General features: G+C 50.7%; 19 protein-coding genes and 1 riboswitch. Of the genes, 2 read left to right on the top strand and 17 right to left on the bottom strand.

Annotated features, from left to right (window positions below; all coding sequences use genetic code 11):
* Positions 1 to 134: 134 nt before the first annotated feature.
* The 6 genes from yabG to FHS19_RS32815 form a co-directional block, all read right to left on the bottom strand.
* Positions 135 to 1,034, bottom strand: a complete 900-nt coding sequence (gene yabG, locus FHS19_RS32840) for a sporulation peptidase YabG (RefSeq protein WP_183587486.1) — start codon at positions 1,032 to 1,034, stop codon at positions 135 to 137.
* 56 nt (positions 1,035 to 1,090) lie between these two features.
* Positions 1,091 to 1,981: a 16S rRNA (adenine(1518)-N(6)/adenine(1519)-N(6))-dimethyltransferase RsmA gene (gene rsmA, locus FHS19_RS32835; protein WP_312887407.1), complete on the bottom strand. Its 891-nt coding sequence runs from the start codon at positions 1,979 to 1,981 to the stop codon at positions 1,091 to 1,093.
* Positions 1,978 to 2,532, bottom strand: coding sequence for a ribonuclease M5 (rnmV, locus tag FHS19_RS32830; RefSeq protein WP_183587484.1), 555 nt, complete (start codon positions 2,530 to 2,532; stop codon positions 1,978 to 1,980). Before rnmV ends, rsmA begins: the two co-directional genes overlap by 4 nt.
* A gap of 227 nt (positions 2,533 to 2,759) precedes the next feature.
* Positions 2,760 to 3,932, bottom strand: a complete 1,173-nt coding sequence (locus FHS19_RS32825) for a resuscitation-promoting factor (RefSeq protein WP_183587482.1) — start codon at positions 3,930 to 3,932, stop codon at positions 2,760 to 2,762.
* A 270-nt stretch (positions 3,933 to 4,202) separates the two neighbouring features.
* Positions 4,203 to 4,429, bottom strand: a riboswitch (cyclic di-AMP (ydaO/yuaA leader).
* A gap of 205 nt (positions 4,430 to 4,634) precedes the next feature.
* Positions 4,635 to 5,405 carry a TatD family hydrolase gene (locus tag FHS19_RS32820; protein ID WP_183587480.1) on the bottom strand — a complete coding sequence of 257 codons (771 nt, stop codon included), beginning with the start codon at positions 5,403 to 5,405 and terminating at the stop codon, positions 4,635 to 4,637.
* Between the two features lie 58 nt (positions 5,406 to 5,463).
* Positions 5,464 to 6,744, bottom strand: coding sequence for an HD domain-containing protein (locus FHS19_RS32815; RefSeq protein WP_183587478.1), 1,281 nt, complete (start codon positions 6,742 to 6,744; stop codon positions 5,464 to 5,466).
* A gap of 323 nt (positions 6,745 to 7,067) precedes the next feature.
* Here FHS19_RS32815 and FHS19_RS32810 point away from each other — a divergent pair, with 323 nt between their 5' ends.
* Positions 7,068 to 7,322, top strand: coding sequence for an AbrB/MazE/SpoVT family DNA-binding domain-containing protein (locus tag FHS19_RS32810; protein WP_036712714.1), 255 nt, complete (start codon positions 7,068 to 7,070; stop codon positions 7,320 to 7,322).
* Between the two features lie 302 nt (positions 7,323 to 7,624).
* Here the strand turns inward: FHS19_RS32810 and rsmI are convergent, their stop codons facing one another.
* The 10 genes from rsmI to FHS19_RS32760 form a co-directional block, all read right to left on the bottom strand.
* Complete coding sequence (gene rsmI / locus FHS19_RS32805; protein ID WP_183587476.1) at positions 7,625 to 8,509, bottom strand: 16S rRNA (cytidine(1402)-2'-O)-methyltransferase; 885 nt, start codon at positions 8,507 to 8,509, stop codon at positions 7,625 to 7,627.
* Positions 8,506 to 9,273 carry a tRNA1(Val) (adenine(37)-N6)-methyltransferase gene (locus FHS19_RS32800; protein WP_183587474.1) on the bottom strand — a complete coding sequence of 256 codons (768 nt, stop codon included), beginning with the start codon at positions 9,271 to 9,273 and terminating at the stop codon, positions 8,506 to 8,508. The genes rsmI and FHS19_RS32800 overlap by 4 nt, the downstream gene beginning before the upstream one ends.
* Before the next feature lie 111 nt (positions 9,274 to 9,384).
* The gene (yabA, locus tag FHS19_RS32795; protein ID WP_183587472.1) at positions 9,385 to 9,750 is read right to left on the bottom strand and encodes a DNA replication initiation control protein YabA; all 366 of its coding nucleotides are present in this window, start codon (positions 9,748 to 9,750) and stop codon (positions 9,385 to 9,387) included.
* 29 nt (positions 9,751 to 9,779) lie between these two features.
* On the bottom strand, positions 9,780 to 10,580 hold the full coding sequence (locus FHS19_RS32790; protein ID WP_183587470.1) for a PSP1 domain-containing protein: 801 nt from the start codon (positions 10,578 to 10,580) through the stop codon (positions 9,780 to 9,782).
* A gap of 45 nt (positions 10,581 to 10,625) precedes the next feature.
* Positions 10,626 to 11,600 (bottom strand): DNA polymerase III subunit delta', encoded by a 975-nt coding sequence (gene holB / locus FHS19_RS32785; RefSeq protein WP_183587468.1) that lies wholly within the window; start codon positions 11,598 to 11,600, stop codon positions 10,626 to 10,628.
* 139 nt (positions 11,601 to 11,739) lie between these two features.
* On the bottom strand, positions 11,740 to 12,183 hold the full coding sequence (locus FHS19_RS32780; protein WP_183587466.1) for a YaaR family protein: 444 nt from the start codon (positions 12,181 to 12,183) through the stop codon (positions 11,740 to 11,742).
* A 15-nt stretch (positions 12,184 to 12,198) separates the two neighbouring features.
* Positions 12,199 to 12,528, bottom strand: a complete 330-nt coding sequence (darA, locus tag FHS19_RS32775) for a cyclic di-AMP receptor DarA (RefSeq protein ID WP_036712689.1) — start codon at positions 12,526 to 12,528, stop codon at positions 12,199 to 12,201.
* A gap of 177 nt (positions 12,529 to 12,705) precedes the next feature.
* Positions 12,706 to 13,335, bottom strand: a complete 630-nt coding sequence (tmk, locus tag FHS19_RS32770) for a dTMP kinase (protein ID WP_183587464.1) — start codon at positions 13,333 to 13,335, stop codon at positions 12,706 to 12,708.
* The gene (locus FHS19_RS32765) at positions 13,332 to 15,011 is read right to left on the bottom strand and encodes an aminotransferase class I/II-fold pyridoxal phosphate-dependent enzyme (protein ID WP_183587462.1); all 1,680 of its coding nucleotides are present in this window, start codon (positions 15,009 to 15,011) and stop codon (positions 13,332 to 13,334) included. Before FHS19_RS32765 ends, tmk begins: the two co-directional genes overlap by 4 nt.
* Before the next feature lie 354 nt (positions 15,012 to 15,365).
* Positions 15,366 to 15,551 (bottom strand): sigma factor G inhibitor Gin, encoded by a 186-nt coding sequence (locus FHS19_RS32760; protein ID WP_076176641.1) that lies wholly within the window; start codon positions 15,549 to 15,551, stop codon positions 15,366 to 15,368.
* A 209-nt stretch (positions 15,552 to 15,760) separates the two neighbouring features.
* On the opposite strand from FHS19_RS32760, the gene FHS19_RS32755 reads away from it, so the two are divergent.
* Entirely contained in the window at positions 15,761 to 16,285 is a 525-nt protein-coding gene (locus FHS19_RS32755) for a hypothetical protein (RefSeq protein ID WP_183587460.1), read from the top strand.
* A gap of 110 nt (positions 16,286 to 16,395) precedes the next feature.
* Here the strand turns inward: FHS19_RS32755 and FHS19_RS32750 are convergent, their stop codons facing one another.
* Positions 16,396 to 16,812, bottom strand: a complete 417-nt coding sequence (locus FHS19_RS32750) for a hypothetical protein (RefSeq protein WP_183587459.1) — start codon at positions 16,810 to 16,812, stop codon at positions 16,396 to 16,398.
* Positions 16,813 to 17,285: the final 473 nt, after the last annotated feature.

The following is a 17,285-nucleotide window of genomic DNA, read 5'->3' as shown; positions in this document are numbered from 1 at the left end:
TTCGGAACCTCAGCGCATTTCCGCTTACACCCGGAAAACAACAAAAAACCGCAATCCGCCGGCAGATTACGGTTCCTGCATTCCTCGTTTATGCTGTCAGTTTAAGTAGCATGCCACAGCTTTTCTCAACCGCGCTAAATGGCCGACGGCGTCACTTTAAGCTTGGTTAAGTCGTTCAGCCGGGGCAGGCCGATCCGGTAGCTTCCGCGGGTTTCAATGCCCCCGACGCCCTGCGTCCCGCTGATCGTATTGTGAAGCACATCCGTCATGTTGATCGTATCTCTCACCGATGTAAAGGAAGCCTTGGCGGCAACGTAGACCGGATCCAGGGCATGAATCAAGATGCGCCCCGGGGAGCTGGCAAAATTGGCTCCGGCCTGCAGCAGCGCCTCAAAGTGCGACTGGCATGCGCCGGCGATAATCGTCAGCTGATCGTAATGGCGCTCGAACTGGCGCGCCACCTGAATCGCCCTGACGAAGTTTTGCGAATTTTTATAGCTGTTCAAGCTGTACAAATCATGATTCTGGCGATGCTTCAGCACGCCGTCATGACCCGTGATCACCACAATATCCGGCCGGACCCGCGGCAGCAGCCGGTACAGGGCGTCCGCCATCCCCGCCTCATTCACATAATGGCCATCGGCCGGAACCCGAAGCTGCTCATACAGGTTCAGGCTCTTCTTCAAATAATTAGGATCTCCATCCAGATGAAGCACCTTCCCGGGGACTTCGAAATAAGCCGGCTCAGCTGTTCCCCATTCCCCGCTTCCGCTCAAGGTGGCCTGATTCCGCTGGGTCTGCTCCTGACGGTGACGTTTCAGCAAACTGAGTGACTCGTTTGCCCTAATATTTGCTTTTTCGGTTTTTTCACTTACCGGCGCATAAGGGACTCTTACCAGATCATCGAGCGGAGAATCCGCCAGAAGTCTGAACTCCGTTCCCTTAATCACCGCCTCTTCCCTGCGCAAATCCTCAACGCGGAACGCGATATCGCCGCCGTAGGATCTGCGCACGACCAGGTCTCCAATATTCATGAACATCACCCCTACCCCATGGTATGGGCGAATCCCCCTATTGGTTCATCTTTTGTTTAATTTAAGCCGATGCCTTCCTTCCGCAGCAGGTTGCTGAGCACGGCATATTCCTCAATGCTGAGCGTCTCGCCGCGGCGGGATGGATCGATTCCCGCTTCCTGCAGCAGCTGATCCAGACGCTCCCGCCCCTCTTTGGGGAAGAAACGGCTCTTCAAATTGTTCGAGATCGTCTTCCGCCGCTGAGCGAACGAAGCTTGTACCACTTCGAAGAAATGCCGCTCATCGTCCACCGCAACCGGCGGCTGTTCTCGCACCGCCAGACGGATCACCGCCGATTCCACGTTCGGCTGCGGGATGAATACCGTCTTCGGCACGATACAAACCAGCTCCGGAACGCTGTAATACTGCACGGCGATGCTCAGGCTGCCGTAGTCCTTCGTGCCCGGCCGGGCGGCCATCCGGTCCGCCACCTCTTTCTGGATCATCACGACGATGTTCTCCAACGGCAGCCGCTCCTCCAGCAGCTTCATCAGGATCGGCGTCGTCACATAGTACGGAAGATTCGCCACAACGCTGACTTTGGATACACCGGCAAAGTTGCTCTTAAACAGCGCAGCGAGATCCGTCTTCAGCACGTCTCCATGGTGAACTTTTACGCCGGGATAAGGGGCGAGAACCTCCTCCAGGATCGGAATCAGCCTCTGGTCGATCTCGACTGCCGTTACGGCCCCCGCCTGCTGGGCCAGCTTCTCGGTCAGGGCGCCGATGCCAGGGCCGATCTCCAAGGCTCCCTTGGTGGAATCGAGCCCAGCCGCGTCCACGATTTTATTTAAAATATTTTGGTCAATCAAAAAATTTTGCCCCAGACTCTTCTTGAACGAAAAGCCGTGGCGCTGAATAATTTCTTTGGTTCGCCTTGGTGTGGCGATGTCGTCCATGCCGTTCACGTTGTCCGGCCTCCTTCATCTTCGATACGGGCGAGTGCATCCGCAAATTCTTCGCGGGATATTTGAAATATAGCGAGTCGCTTATAAAATTGTTTGCCGTTGCAGTAACCGATACCAAGGAGGTTGCCCATCGCCATCCGCCGGGCGGCGGCATCCGGGTGCACCAGCAGCCCCGCCTCCATCAGATCCTCCATGTCGATCTGGCTTTCCGCCCCCTCATAAGAGGTATGAACCCGCTCCAGAGCTCTGCGGATCGCCTCAGGTGAGGCGTTCTCCACACCGATATCTCCTTTGCGGGTTGCGTCGGCCTCCGGGATAAACGCATGCTTGCAGCCGGGCACCTTGGCCGAAATGATTTTGCGAATCCTTTCGCCGGCGTGGTCCGGGTCCGTCAGCACAATGACTCCCCGCCGCTCTTGAGCCAGCGCGATCCGCTGGAGTATACGCGCATTGATGGCAGAGCCGCCCGTCTCAATCGTATCGGCATCCACCGCCCGCTTCACGGCCACGGTATCATCCCGGCCTTCCACCACAATGACTTCTTTAATCATGATTCCTGTCTTCCTTTCGAGTACATTATACCCGTCAATGCCGCCGGACAGCCAAGTATCCCTGCAAGTGGGCATAAATCGAGGTGCCTGTTCAGGTACTTAACGGGGTCCGGTATAGACAAACTGCTGTAAATTAACAACAAAAAGAAGAGGAGAGCTCCTCTTCTTTAGCATGACATTTTCATGATCATAATACTATAACATTAGAATGGCAAAGTAAAACGAAATTAGTTCAGCTCCGGTTTGACCGGACCGATCACGTACACTTTAAGGCCGGATTTACGGCCAAAGTTGCGTGCCTGCTGGACGGAATCGTAGTATATATCGATTATATTTCCCTTAATGGCTCCGCCCGTGTCTTCCGCACGACGGAAGCCAACGCCTTCAATGTAAACCCACCATCCCAGGGGAATGACGCTTGGATCAACTGCAATCGTGCGGCCTTCTGTGACGCGTGTTCCTGTGGCGGTGCGTGTGCCGACTCCGGACTCGCCAGACGAATAAGCGGTCATGGAGACTTTGATCAGCTTCTTGTAGGAGAAGTCAACGCCGGCTCGGCTGACCCGGTTGTTACTACTGCTGCTGCTGACCTTCTTCACCTTGGCAGGGGTAGAAGAAGCTTTGGCAACGGCTGTTTTGACTTCGGTCACTACAGGAACAGGCTTTTTCTTCGTGCCGACGGCAATGACCTTATCCTTGGTCACCGTCTGCACTTCTTTACCTACCATTTTCTTGGACACCAGCTTGCCGTCTTTGTACTGCTTCTCAATGTACTGCACCATGACGCCTGGGGATCCCTGCTGAATCACCCGCGACTCGCCTTTGTAAATGCTGGGATCGGAGGTTTTGACCACCCGGAAAGGGAGGGATTCATGACGCTGTACCACCTGTTTGTTCATCCGGACGATCCGGATGTCCGTGTTGGTGGAGACCGCCGTTTCAACAGCCGGAGTGACAATGTCCGTTTCCTTGACTTTGACGCCGGTTTCTTTCAGCACGTCGCCGACCGTTTTGGCCGTTGTATACAAATGCTTCGTTGCACCATCAGCTGTCACCTTCACAGAACTCGCGCGGTCGATGACGACCTTGTCGCCGTCGGATATGGCCCCGCTCAACGGCATCGATATTTGGTCCTCGGGTTTCAGACTGATTTCCTGCTCATCCAGCATTTCTTGAAGTAAAGATGTATTGGTCTGTACAGATTTCATTTGACCGTCTACTACCAAATAAACTTGTTTTCGCGATTGACTGTACACGAGCAGCAAGATCATCAGGGTAACCGCGATTGAAACGATAGCTGCAGTGGAGATCTGGCGCAAATTCTCATGCTTCCATCGCAATGCGTAAGACATGCTGGAGATTTTTGAATCATGGGTCTTCTCTGGTTGGAAAACGCCCACTTTCTCGATCCTCCTTCATAGCCTCGCCGTCTAGAGTTATGCATGATTGTATTTGACGCGACTATACTCAATTTTTTACAAGAACCCACAGAAAGCATGCGTTCCTGCACCATGAACCAATCTCCCCATCATGATTTGTCACCTCCTGTTATACAACAGTATGTTGACTGCCTCTCCTTTATTCAAAACAAAAGAAGCCGATAGAAAAGAGCTTACGAGGACTCTTTCGTGGCTTCCGGATGTCTGAATATCGGAATTGTCATGCACGAGGGTACCTCTCTTTATCCGCTTACGGGGTTAGCTGTCGGGTTCGGGCGAAAGAGAGCCGCCCTATTCGCGTCCTTACGCTCATGGCGTAAAGCCGTTCAATTCACCCCAGAGACCCAAGAAAGAAATCAAATACGCTTGCGAGCTTGGGACCGCTTCCGGTCCGTCATGACCCGCTCCAGTATTGGTTCCCCCGTTCTCCCTTGCGGGAGACTCAGCGAGACTGGTTCATGAAAGCTGCGAAGGTAAGACCTTAACGACAGCTCAATGATTCACTGAAAAGATGATATCCTGTTTTGATGCATGTTGTAAAGCGGTAATCAACCACGTTTATTTGAAAAAGTGGTTAAAAAAATGTAATATTCGGCGTTTTGTTTGTTAAAATTCTTTAATCATTCGCTCATGCTCATTTTTTCAGCTGTTTTTCTCCCGATTTCACACAATTCCAAATCGTTCCAGCCCATTTTGGGTGGTAATCTGGGCAATTTCCTCCAGATCAACCCCTTTAATTTGGGCTGCCGCCTCGGCGACCAGACGGACGTTGGCCGACTCGTTTCTCTTCCCGCGGAAAGGGTGCGGCGTGAGATAAGGTGAGTCGGTTTCGATGAGCAGCCTGTCCATCGGGACCTGTGCCAGCACCTCTTTGGGGACTCTGGCATTCTTGAACGTAATAGGTCCGCCAAACGAAAGATGAAAGCCCATATTGAGGCACAGCTTTGCGGTTTCCCAACTCCCCGAGAATGAGTGCATGATACCGCCGACCTCGCTGGCCTTCTCTTCCCGCAATATTTTCACAATATCCTCATGGGCGTCCCGGTTATGTATAACAATCGGCATGTTCAGCTCCCGGGCCAGGCCGATCTGCTGGCGAAGGACTTGGTGCTGCACATCCTTCGGCGAGGTGTCCCAGTAGTAATCCAGGCCAATTTCACCGATGGCTACCACCTTGGGATGACTGCATAAGGATGCAATCCACTCCAGATCGCCCTCCTGCATAAAAACGGCATCCTGCGGATGCCAGCCTATGGCCGCATATATAAAATCATAAGTCTCCACTAACTTCATCGTCGATGGAATCGTCTCCCGGTTAAAACCAACATTAACCATCCGGGTTACGCCGGTTTGTACGGCATGATCAATGACCCGCTCCCGGTCTTCGTCGAATTGATGCGCATCCAGATGGGTGTGCGTGTCGAACAGTTCCATGAATATGAACTCCTTTCTTGTCGGTAACACAGGTTCCGTTTCATACGGTATTTTGTCATTAAAGCTTGAAAATGCAGGAAATCGAAGGAGAAAGAGCGGTTATCGCCTTTTCCAATTTATCTTCCGGATAATACAAGTGATATTTTCCGCGGTGAATGCCGCTGATAGAACGGACAATATCCGACACCTCGGATATTTCCCGCAGCTGCTCCTGGCGGTCGAGCAGCAGGATCTGTTTCTGGCTCGACTCGTCACCCGGACGAAATACATCGTAAGGAAGATCGGTCGGAAAATCAATCTCCAGATCATATTCGGGGTTCATTCCGGCTTGTCCAAACTCCCTGCGGATTTCATCGATCATTTCCAAATCAACCGAATCCATTTCTACATATTTATACAGTTTGCGGTCCATAAATCGGGTGCACAGCTCGCTTAGTATACGGTCGTCCTCATAGGACCACTGGAGGAAGGCCGTTTGAATCAGGGCCTCGTCCAGCTTCAGGTAATCCTGCACGTCCAGCCTGTCTTCAAACAGCTGCGGCAGAGGCTCGACCATAAAGCCAAATGGATAACCAACATGGTACAGCTCCTTGGCCCGCCGGAAAATTTGACGCAAAATTATTTCCGAGCTGCGGGTTACCGGATGGAAGTAGACCTGCCAATACATCTGGTACCTGGACATCAAATAATCCTCCACGGCATGCATTCCGGACTCCTTGACCACCACTCTCCCCTGGTAAGGACGGAGCATCCGTAAAATACGGTCAATATCAATCGTGCCGTAGTTCACCCCGGTGTAATAAGCATCCCGAAGCAGGTAATCCATCCGGTCGGCATCCAGGGGGCTTGAAACAAGGTTCACCACGATCGGTTTGTCATAGGTTTTCGCGATGACAGCCGATACCTTGTCAGGGAAGTCCGGGGCAATCTCACTCAAAATGTCATTCACTTCCGTATCTCCGTTGACAATCCGGCGCGTCCAATCTTCATGATTCATATGAAACGCTTCTTCAATCGAATGGGAAAAGGGGCCGTGTCCCAGGTCATGCAGCAGCGCCGCACACAGCGTCAGCAGCCTCTCTTCCTTGGGCCAATCGGGATACCCGCTGCGCTCAAATTGCGAAATAATCCGCCGGGTAATTTCATATACCCCTAAAGAGTGGGAGAAACGGCTGTGCTCCGCTCCATGAAACGTTAAATACGAGGTCCCGAGCTGCCGGATTCGCCGCAAACGCTGAAATTCGGTTGTGTTAATGAGCCGCCAAATCGTGGAGTCCTGGACGTGAATATAGTTGTGAACCGGATCTTTAAATACTTTTTCCTCACTTAGCGGGTTCATGTTCAGGTCAACTCCGTTCATTTTGTGAAATTCGGGTTATTAAGTGTTTTAATTTTGAAATATTTTTGACAATTGGTGTCGATACATGTCGAAATAAGCAGAATTAATGTTTTCCAAATCGACATTATACTACCAACGAGATATAATTGGAAAAGAATCCTGATATGAGTGATTTCCTAGCTGTTATGCTATTTGTAAGGTTATTGAACCAAATTTACTGGTTGACTGTTTTGGGAATCGTTGGTATTATTGATATCAATAAAGAGAGAACGTTGTCGAATTATGACACTTTAAAACTATGGCGAGAGGAGCAATGATCAGTTATGATGAAATCAACTGGTATTGTAAGAAAGGTAGACGAACTGGGTCGCGTAGTGATCCCCATTGAACTGCGCCGTACCTTGGGCATTGGAGAGAAAGACGCACTTGAGATTTACGTGGACGGAGAACGTATTATGCTCAAGAAATACGAACCGGCCTGCATCTTCTGCGGCAATGCCGAGAATGTAACTTACTTCAAAGGAAAAATTGTTTGTCACGATTGTATATCAGAAATCCCAACACCTGTGACAAATTAAGATTTTTAGTATATAATAAGAGTAATTCAAATTGTTAATTCTAACCTTTTTCATATCTCCTTGGTGTCTCCTCGGCTTAGAACCCGGCCGTGGGAGGCATTTTTTTTGATTTGGCGCGATATAACCGCTCCAAGGAGAAGAGAAGCAGCCGCACAACACATCCTACCCGGCTGCTTCCATTTTGCCACAAATTCCCTATCCCCGGAGAAACTTTCATCCCTATAAAAGGCATCTGTTTTTTTGAAAAAGTGGTTTAACAACCAAATCTCTCTCCTGCCTGCTGCTCTCTCACGCATCATTCGCTACAATAGCGCGTTATATACATCCCTTTTGGAAACGCCGCGGTCGACGGCCGCCTTTTTCATGGCTTCTTTCCTTGGCAACCCTTCCGCTTCGTAATGCTGTACATGTTCCTCCACAGTCAGCTCCTGCCACCAAGCATCCCGCTGCTTCTGCTCCTCCTTCGGATCAGCACCTTCCAGTACGAGGCAGTATTCCCCAAGCGGAGCATGCTCCTCCAGATACTCAAGGCACTCTTCAATGGTTCCCCTGACGAACTCCTCATATCGCTTGGTCAACTCACGGGCGAGCACAATTTTTCGATTGCCGAGAATTTCAAGGATGGCCTTGAGTGTCTTCATTACCCGGTGAGGGGATTCATAAAACAGCAGCGTTCCGGATGCCGCCTGCAGCGGCCCCAGCACCGCTTGAATCTCTTTGCGTTCCCGGGGAAGAAAACCGATAAACGTAAAGCGCTCGGTCGGAAGTCCCGACACGATCAGGGAGGACAATGCAGCATTGGCACCCGGGACCGGAATAACGGAAATCCCGTGTTCCAACGCCAGCTGGACGAGGTCAGCCCCGGGGTCGGAGATCGCTGGCAGACCTGCGTCACTGACGAGAGCCAAATTTTTTCCTTCTATTATATAGCGTATTAATTCGGGTCCGCTTGCCGCCTTATTATGCTCATGATAGCTGAACAGCATAGACGGGGAAATGTCAAAATGGGTGAGCAGCTTGCGCGTCTGCCTGGTATCCTCTGCGGCGATGATGTCGCAGGAATTTAGCGTGTTCACCGCCCGAAACGTCATATCCTCCAAGTTGCCGATAGGCGTGGCCACCAGGTATAATGAACCCGGCGCGCCCTCTTCTTTTTCCTGAAAACTGCTTTGTATGCTCAGACTCATTCTTTTCCCTCTTTAGCTCCGTAATAAATATCCAGAATTTCCGGGCAATAGCTGTTATTCTCATTATATACAATGAGCGGCGGCAGCAACCGCACCTCCGGCTTGCCCTCCCTCATCGCCTCGATGAGCACCATATTCGCCTCTAAATGGGCCCTAGGATGAACGAATCGAATCCGCTTCGGCTCCAGCCGATGCTGCCGCATCAGCGATATAATGTCTGCAAGCCGCTGCGGCTTATGGACCATGCTGACCTTTCCCCCGGGCTTGACCAGCCTGAAGCAGGTCTGAATGACCTCTTCCAAGGTGCAGCTGATTTCATGGCGCGCGATTGCCTGGTGAGGGTTCAGCTTGATATCGCTGCCGTTCAGCGGCATATAGGGCGGATTCACCGTAATGGCGTCATATACACCATGCCCGGTCTCCTTGTGCAGCTCCCGCAGATCGCCTTCGCGGATGAGAACCCGGTCATTCAAGCCGTTCAGCTCCACGCTCCGCCGAGCCATGTCCGCCAGACGGGACTGAATTTCAATACCTTCTATAGCTGCCGCTGTACGGGTGGTGAGCAGCATCGGAATGACGCCGTTACCCGTACACAGGTCTAGCACTCTCCCCTTGGCCGGAATCCCCGCGAAACGTGCCAGAAGCACCGCATCCATGGAAAAGCTGAATACTTCATCGCTTTGGATAATATGCAAATCATGCGTCAGCAGATCGTCGAGACGTTCCGTCGGCCGCAGGCTTACCTGTGATTTATCGATTTTCATTCTTCATTTTCCTTCTCTGCAGCATAGGGTAACATTCCTTGGACTTTTACATAAAACCATTGTAAACCATAAAAACATTGAAAAAAAACCGTAGGGAGTTATCCTACGGCTTCATTTATTCAGAAAAGACAGGCAGAAAAGGCAATCGCCTTCTGTGCGCAAATGTCCATAATAGACGTTGCATATATGGAAACCTTCATGATACAGCCTCGCGAGGTTGTCGTATCCTTCCCCCACCACGTCCTCGATCTCATGCTCATGCTCTGCTGTGGCATGGGCCGGTTGTGGCAGCGGGGATCCTTCCTCCGGTATGGCTCCTTTTAATATTTTACGCAGCTGCTCATTCTCCAGGCTCAGGCGGTTGTTTTCCTCCAGCAGCTCTTTGATGAGAAGCTTCATTTCACCCAGATCACTGTGAACCTGCTCCATTTGTGTTTCCATCTCTTGAATGTGTGCAAAAATATTTTTCTTTTCCAAGTTTCCACCCCGAAAGTAACCTCTACGGTTTACTTGATGACAACATCATCCAATGGCAGTTCCTTGACCTTGCTGATTTCAAACAGCTGGACATGGACGCTTCGGCTGCCGGCATTGATACCGACCACTTTGCCTTCTCCCAACGATGTGATGACGATTTTGCCTACTGATGGCAGCTCTTCCTTCACACTTTCATAATTATCATGCTCAAATTTCAGACAGCACATGAGTCTTCCGCACAAGCCGGAGATTTTGGTCGGATTCAGCGACAGGCTCTGGTCTTTAGCCATCTTGATGGATACGGGCTCGAAATCGCCGAGCCAGGACGAACAGCAAAGGATGCGACCGCATGGGCCAATACCGCCCAGCATCTTGGCTTCGTCACGCACACCAATTTGTCTAAGCTCGATCCGCGTCCGGAAAATACCGGCCAGATCCTTGACGAGCTCGCGAAAATCCACTCTTCCCTCAGCCGTAAAATAAAATATAATTTTATTACGGTCAAACGTAAATTCCACATCCACCAGCTTCATCTTGAGGCCGTGATCGCGGATTTTATTTAAACAGGTGGCAAAAGCATCCTTGGCGGCCTGCTTGTTCTCTTCCACAACCCGTGCGTCGGAATCACCGGCAATCCGGATAACCTTCTTCAACGGGAGGACCACATCGGATTCCTGCACCTCTTTTTTTCCAACGACAACCTTGCCATATTCGATACCGCGCGCCGTTTCGACAATAACGCTGTTATCCTTCTCAATCGGGAAATCGAGCGGATCGAAGTAATAAATTTTGCCCGCCTTTTTGAAGCGGACACCCACTACACTGTACAAAAACTAACCCCCTTATATGCCAGAGACCATTGGCTAGCCTTGAAGCTATCCTTCCAAACCGATTAAAAACTGTTCAAGACAGAGTTGGCTATTCACATTGTAGCGCAATTTCTTCCTGCATTCTGCGGCTAAATCCATATAGGAAACCCATTGTGCCGTGCTGCGGGTTAAAGCATGTGTAGACAAAAAGTCCAACTGATCTATAAAAACGATACTTTCGTGCTTACCGTACTGGACGTGAAGCATATCTTTGAACCACAAATGAAACAAATTAAGCAGTGTATCCAAGTGATCGGATAACCCGGCTTTGAACACCTTCTGCCCTGCGGTCACCAGAGCGGAGCTGCCGCGGCCTAGAGCTTCCTTCCCTAATTGTAACACTACGTTTCTAATTTCTGCAAACCAATTCTGCTCCATCAGCTCACGGCATCCGTCCAGTCCCGATGATAGGTGAACAGCGCATCTGGCAAGCGGAGAAGGATAACCCCCTTCCACCAGCGTCTGCAGCATCAGCCCGGGGTTGAGCGGGGTAAAAGGTACCAGCTGCGCCCGCGACTGAATGGTCGGGAGCAGAGCCTGTCCATTCTCCGTAATCAAAATCGCCACGGCCGGAATGGGCGGCTCCTCCAGAAATTTCAGCAGGCTGTTGGCCGCCTGAACGGTCATCGTATCGGCCTGATCGATAATATATACCTTCGGATTCTTAGATTCCGAGCGATAGGAAAAGACCCGCTGTAAGTCGCGGATCTGGTCAATTTTGATAGACGATCCATCCGGAGCAAGAAGATGAAGATCGGGGTGATTGCCATGTTCCACTTTGCGGCATTCGAGGCATTGTCCGCAGGCGTCGTCCTCAAGCGTGGTGCAGAAGAGCGCTTGGGCAAACGTCCGGGCCGTCTTCATCTGCCCGCTCCCCGCTGGACCGCTGAATATATAAGCATGGCTGACGGAGTTTCGGCGAAGGGCGTTTTGCAGCATTTGCTTTGCCGCATCCTGACCCGCAATATCTGCAAAAGACATATTTCCTCTCTTCCCAATATCGATGGACCGGAAGACGGATCGCCTGGCCGGCGCATCGATGTTACAGTATGGCATTCTTCATTTATCTATAGTTTATCATGTACGAAGGGCTTTACCTATTCCTATTTCTACTAATCTATCAGAACATCAGATTGATCAGCATGCCGCGGATTTCCCCAATACGCTGCAGCAGTTCGATTTTCCCCTGTTCGCTCTCCAGCATATCGTCGGCCAGTCCCAAAAGGGCTGAGTCGATTTCATCAATTAAATTGTAGCGCTTGCTCCGGCCTCTGCGGTCCCAGCCACGCGCTTCCTTCATCCGGACTCCACGGCGGACCGTATCCTCCAGAAACCGTTTGACCAGCATACGGTAGGCTTTCAACTCACGAATCGTCATCGATCTGGCAAGGCGGTCTCCCTGCATCTGAATCTCTTTAAACCGGCGATCAAGCTCCTCCTGCGAAACTTTCTCGCCGTGCTGCTGCATGATATCGGAAAACGATTTGGGCCGAACCTGCTTCGCATTGCCCTCGTTGATCTGCAAATCGCTCTTTAGGGGTCTGAACCCCGGATTAATCTTCAATGGGAATCTCCTGCCTTAAAAATGTTCGAAACGGTCAACCGGCAGAACGAACACGGTGGCACCGCCGACCTGAACCTCTACGGGGAGCGGCAAATATGAATCGGTCGTACCGCTCATCGGGGTTACGGGAGTGACGAGCTGTTCCCGAACTTTACAGCTGCTGCGGATGACGTTCATCACGGCTTCAACCTGGCTGTCATCCACCCCGATCATAAATGTGGTGTTACCTGCCCGCAAGAACCCGCCAGTACTCGCCAGTTTCGTCGCCCGGAAGTTCGCCTTGACCAGCCCTGCCGACAAACGGTTGCTGTCCTTATCCTGTACAATCGCAACGATCAGTTTCATCTTGCATTCCCTCCTCGCTTATTTAGACCTGCCCATCCATATAGATTGAACCAAAGTAAGATGTAATAATCTTTTTAGATAACATCGATGTCCGCAATAGAGCATCATTGATTTAGTTCATTCTATATAGCTGCAGGCTGCTACTGTACTTATTTGACAAAGATCCTCAAAAATCCTTTAAAATCGCTCCTGAAGCACACGGATGATATCCTGCTCCACGGCAGACGGCTCTTTGGAGGCATCAATAACGACGATGCGCTCCGGAAAACGGGATGCGATGATATGATAACCTTCCCGTACCTTCTCATGAAAAGCTAAACCCTCGAGATCCAGGCGATTGACCTCACGCCCCTGATTTGCCGCAATCCTCTGCAGACCGGTCTCCGGCTCGATATCCAAATAAAAAGTGAGATCCGGCATCCGGTCATGAATGGCGAATTGATTAATGGCCCACACTTCATCCATACCGAGTCCCCGGGCATACCCTTGATAAGCCAGGCTGCTGTCGACGAATCGGTCGCAGATTACCGTGAGGCCTTTCTGCAGGGCAGGCTCCACCTTCTCGGCAAGATGCTGTCTTCTTGAAGCGGCGTACAGAAGCGCCTCGGTTCGGGCATCCATGGCCGTATGGGACGGATTCAATATAATCTCCCGAATCTTCTCAGCGATCTCAATGCCTCCCGGCTCTCGGGTCATCATATAGGGAATAGCGAGCCGGTCAAAGTGTTCCCCAATTTTTCCGATCACGGTTGTTTTACCGGACCCTTCGCCTCCTTCCAGCGTAATAAATGCTCCTGGACCAGTCATAATTGGCTTCCCTGCTTTCTGTTTTTCTTATAGACGATAATGGTTCGTAGATTCGGATCTGCAGCCCCCTGGCACTTCGCTCCCGCATCGGACAGGACGCGGAGCCTTGCTGCCGTATCTTTGGTAATTCGCTCTCCCGGATACAAGAGCGGGATTCCCGGTGGATACGGAATAATCATTTCCGCAGCGGTTCTGTCCGCGCAAGCGTGAAGAGGAACCGTCTCGGTATCTTCAGAAGGTATGGGCTGCAGTCCAAATGGAATGGGCTCTGATATGACGGCCTGGGCTAAAATGTTCCACGTGGAAAATTCAGCAGGGCTGCCTTGCGTCTTGGGCAGGCTGGACGCTCCCGTTAAACGTAAATCTTCTTCCGTCCCCTCTTGAACTGAATGGCGGCTTTCAGCTGCAGGTGGGGCGTCTGCTGATTTCTGGGCGTCCGCCTTCTCTACAGTTATATGCCGGAGGGCATCCAGAAGGTGACGGGTGTCTTCCTCGGTGGACCCCAAGCTGTACACCAGGACAACGTATCGGTCATCGCTCATCTCCGGTACGCAGCCATACGCCTCAAGCCGCTCCTGGAGCTCATAGCCGCTCAGGACGCCGGTGTCGTCATACATGACGACCTTGAAGGGGTCCTGCGTGGTGTATGCGGCTGCGGGGCGAGGAAGAGCCGCCTGCGCAGTGCTGCCCGCCGATGCGGCGCCGGCGGCGTCTTGGGGCTGCTGCCCCTGCGGGTGCAGCAGCTTGAAGCGCGGCAACTCCGCCAGGCCGCGCTCCAGGGCGTCCACGGCGGCGAGTCCCGCCGTGAAGGCGCCGGCGCCCTGCACATGCAGCAGGCGCCGGGCCAGGTCCAGCGAGCCCATAATCGGGTACGATGGGCTCGAGCTCTGCACCATGGCGAGCCGCTGACGGAGCAGGCCGCGGTCAATCCGCGGCCCCTGGACGTGCAGCATGGCTCCCATGGTGAGCGCGGCCAGCATTTTGTGCGTCGACTGGACGACGCCGTCTGCTCCGCTGGCCAAGGCACTGCCGGGCAGCCGCGTGTGCTGCCCGTAATGGGCGCCGTGCGCCTCGTCCACCAGCAGCGGTACCCCGTGCTGGTGGCACGCCTCCGCAAGCGGCGCCAAATCGCTGCCCATGCCGTAATAGTTCGGCATGGTGACCAGCACGCCCTTGGCCTGCGGATAGGCGGCCAGGGCGGCGGTGACGGTCTCTGCGGACGGGGCCACTGCCAGTCCGCTGACCGGATCGGGCTCCGGCTGGATAAAGACCGCCTTCGCCCCCGCCAGCATCAGTCCATGGATCACCGATTTATGGACATTCCGCTGGACAATCAGCAGATCTCCCGGCTTGCTGCAGACCGTCAGAATCAGCGCTATATTTCCGGATGTACTCCCGCCGACCAGGAAAAAGCTCTCCTCGGCTCCAAAACAATCCGCCGCCAATGCTTGCGCCTCCCGGATAACGCCCTCCGGGTGATGTAGATCGTCCGTTCCAGTGATTTCGGTCAGATCTGCCCGCATAACATCCTGCAGAAATCCAGCCCCCCCGGTTTCGGTATAGGCTTGTCCCCTTTTATGTCCAGGCACATGAAATGAAAAATTGGCCTTATCTTTCATCTCCTGCATCATCTCATATACAGGTGCTCGGTTCTTATTCACATGTTGCTTTTTCATCCCCAGCAATAATTCCTTCCGGTTTCAATCTCTACCCTATTTTATCGTAAATTGAATCATCCGGCTAACGGTCAACAAATAAAGTCACAACAAATAGAGGGTGATTTGCTCATCTAAACGTACAATTTATACAAACAGCATAAACAGAAACATCTATCGAGTTTACGTTTAAAGCAGCCAGAACACTTGTATCAATAGTTTCCCTTGCGATACATTGGCGTTCAGATTTTCCGCAGCTTATACGTTGCTATATCATTAAGAAGAATGTCCATCGACTACGATCGGAGTGGTAGGCCGTATTTTCCTAAGCAAAAAAGGGACAGCTTACCGCTGTCCCCTGTACAAAATACCTGCTTACGCGTTGGTCTGTAAATTGATTTGTCTCATCTGATGGATAAAATAATGGTATTTGGCGTCTTCGGCATTTGTATGCACCATTTCACATTCGCACTCTTCGCAAATGAATTGTGATATAATGGTGATTCCTTCTTCTTTGACTTGCCCGCAAATAATACAGACGTGTTCGGTTTGATTTTCCATCAACCATCCCACCTTATTTCATTAATTACTATCAAGTATGACTCATTTTCTATTATTTTAAACCTTTTCATAGTGGTTTCATATCCCCCTTTGATTCCTTACATACATATTCCCCTTGATCCCCGCGAGTGTCTGTACAGGAATTTTAAAAAAAGTCTTCCAATCAGCCGATATATGAATTAAAACCTCTAGGAGGTGGAGCGTTCTCCATGCCGGATGAGAATCACGTTAACGCAACCTTTTACCACTATAAACTCATTAAAAAAATACCGGTTTCCCGGCTGCTTGTGCGTCTATATTTGCTTCTTCCCTACATCGCGGTGATTTCATTCATGATCTTCATTTCCTGGACCAGCTGCTTCTATTTTGTTCTTGCCGCACCGGTTATGCTCTGGATTCATTATGTCATTTCCCGATCGGTTCTGCTCTTATCAGGAACTCCATTTCGTAAACGATGGAAATTTTCCCTGCGCCTGCCTTGGCTCGGATATATCACCGATCAACATATCAGCTATCGCTTGTTTCGGACAGTCTATACCTATATCACCGGATTGGGCTTGCTCCTCTTGGCTGTAATCATGTTTGGGTCACCGGTTCCCTTTACGCTGTCCTTGCTGTTCTGGCACCTCTGGTTCCTGCTTCCGCAATATTATGCCTTTCTTCACTTAATGACCCTGCGTAAAGACGGAATGATTAAACTTAACGCGCAGGACATCTCCTATTATCAGCAATAGCTGCTCTTTATCGTCTTCATCATCATGATTAACTTAAGGTCCCTCTAGATTAGAGGGGCCTCCGGCTGGTTACGCACAATTAAAAAACCTGCATCCTTAGATGCAGGTCACTATAAATCGGTATCCACACTTTCGACTGTCGCCTTTCCCTTGGTTAAAACGGTCACCGTAAAATAATCATTATGAATGGTTAAATTAATTACCCGACTTTGCTTCTCAAAAACGTGCGAGCTCCCTTCGGCCTCCTCCGTTTTTTCCTTCCAGCCCCACTCTTTAATCTTATTCAAGTAAGCTTCCGGAATCTGATCATCTTCCTTGAGACCTTTCATCGAGTAGCGTACATAGTCTAATTTAGAATTACCGGATGTCCGATCGGTACGGTTTGCTTCCTTCGGTACCGGAAAAGTTTTATCGTTCGCAGCTCCTTCAAAGGACGTCCACGAGGGCTCGCTTTTCATACAGCCGGTAAGCAGCAAACAGACGACTCCAAACACAAGAAGAGCATGCAGCCACGGTTTATTGAGCATGTATGTCCTCCTTATATCGTAAAAGTAATAATTATTCAGTTTCCTTAGGCACCCCCAAACATGTACATACATATTATACTGACTACTTCTTCGCTGTCGGTAACAAAAATGTTACTTCGTTTAGAGAGTATACAAACATTATGCATAATATCGGTATGCAACTGCGGTATCTTGAATCTCTCCTGATGACAAAAGATTCATAAACCCTTATTAGGTCCATCCCGATCCTATGTTATCTCAGGGCATCCCTACGGACAATTTATGATGCTGTCTAAGTTTACAGGATTCATTCTATAGATAAAAAATTCCTTCCTTCTTGTTAATGAATACGACAGGATTTGTATTTAATAACCCATTTCCTCTTATACACATTATTAAAAACAAAAAAACCACCGTTGATATACATCAACAGTGGTCCTTCGCTTGGCAACGTCCTACTCTCCCAGGACCCTTCGGTCCAAGTACCATCGGCG

The sequence above is a fragment of the Paenibacillus rhizosphaerae genome, assembly GCF_014192015.1.
GTDB lineage: Bacteria > Bacillota > Bacilli > Paenibacillales > Paenibacillaceae > Paenibacillus_AQ > Paenibacillus_AQ rhizosphaerae.
The sequence above is the reverse complement of the archived record's forward strand: the minus strand, read 5'-3'. Positions and strand labels throughout refer to the sequence as shown.

Bases quoted from the DNA above. Each gene is read 5' to 3' on its own strand.
- yabG (WP_183587486.1), bottom strand. From the start codon at position 1,034: ATGAATATTGGAGACCTGGTCGTGCGCAGATCCTACGGCGGCGATATC.
- rnmV (WP_183587484.1), bottom strand. From the start codon at position 2,532: ATGATTAAAGAAGTCATTGTGGTGGAAGGCCGGGATGATACCGTGGCC.
- FHS19_RS32820 (WP_183587480.1), bottom strand. From the start codon at position 5,405: ATGGAACTGTTCGACACGCACACCCATCTGGATGCGCATCAATTCGAC.
- FHS19_RS32815 (WP_183587478.1), bottom strand. From the start codon at position 6,744: ATGAACCCGCTAAGTGAGGAAAAAGTATTTAAAGATCCGGTTCACAAC.
- FHS19_RS32810 (WP_036712714.1), top strand. From the start codon at position 7,068: ATGATGAAATCAACTGGTATTGTAAGAAAGGTAGACGAACTGGGTCGC.
- rsmI (WP_183587476.1), bottom strand. From the start codon at position 8,509: ATGAGTCTGAGCATACAAAGCAGTTTTCAGGAAAAAGAAGAGGGCGCG.
- FHS19_RS32800 (WP_183587474.1), bottom strand. From the start codon at position 9,273: ATGAAAATCGATAAATCACAGGTAAGCCTGCGGCCGACGGAACGTCTC.
- holB (WP_183587468.1), bottom strand. From the start codon at position 11,600: ATGTCTTTTGCAGATATTGCGGGTCAGGATGCGGCAAAGCAAATGCTG.
- darA (WP_036712689.1), bottom strand. From the start codon at position 12,528: ATGAAACTGATCGTTGCGATTGTACAGGATAAGGACAGCAACCGTTTG.
- tmk (WP_183587464.1), bottom strand. From the start codon at position 13,335: ATGACTGGTCCAGGAGCATTTATTACGCTGGAAGGAGGCGAAGGGTCC.
- FHS19_RS32765 (WP_183587462.1), bottom strand. From the start codon at position 15,011: ATGAAAAAGCAACATGTGAATAAGAACCGAGCACCTGTATATGAGATG.
- FHS19_RS32760 (WP_076176641.1), bottom strand. From the start codon at position 15,551: ATGGAAAATCAAACCGAACACGTCTGTATTATTTGCGGGCAAGTCAAA.
- FHS19_RS32755 (WP_183587460.1), top strand. From the start codon at position 15,761: ATGCCGGATGAGAATCACGTTAACGCAACCTTTTACCACTATAAACTC.
- FHS19_RS32750 (WP_183587459.1), bottom strand. From the start codon at position 16,812: ATGCTCAATAAACCGTGGCTGCATGCTCTTCTTGTGTTTGGAGTCGTC.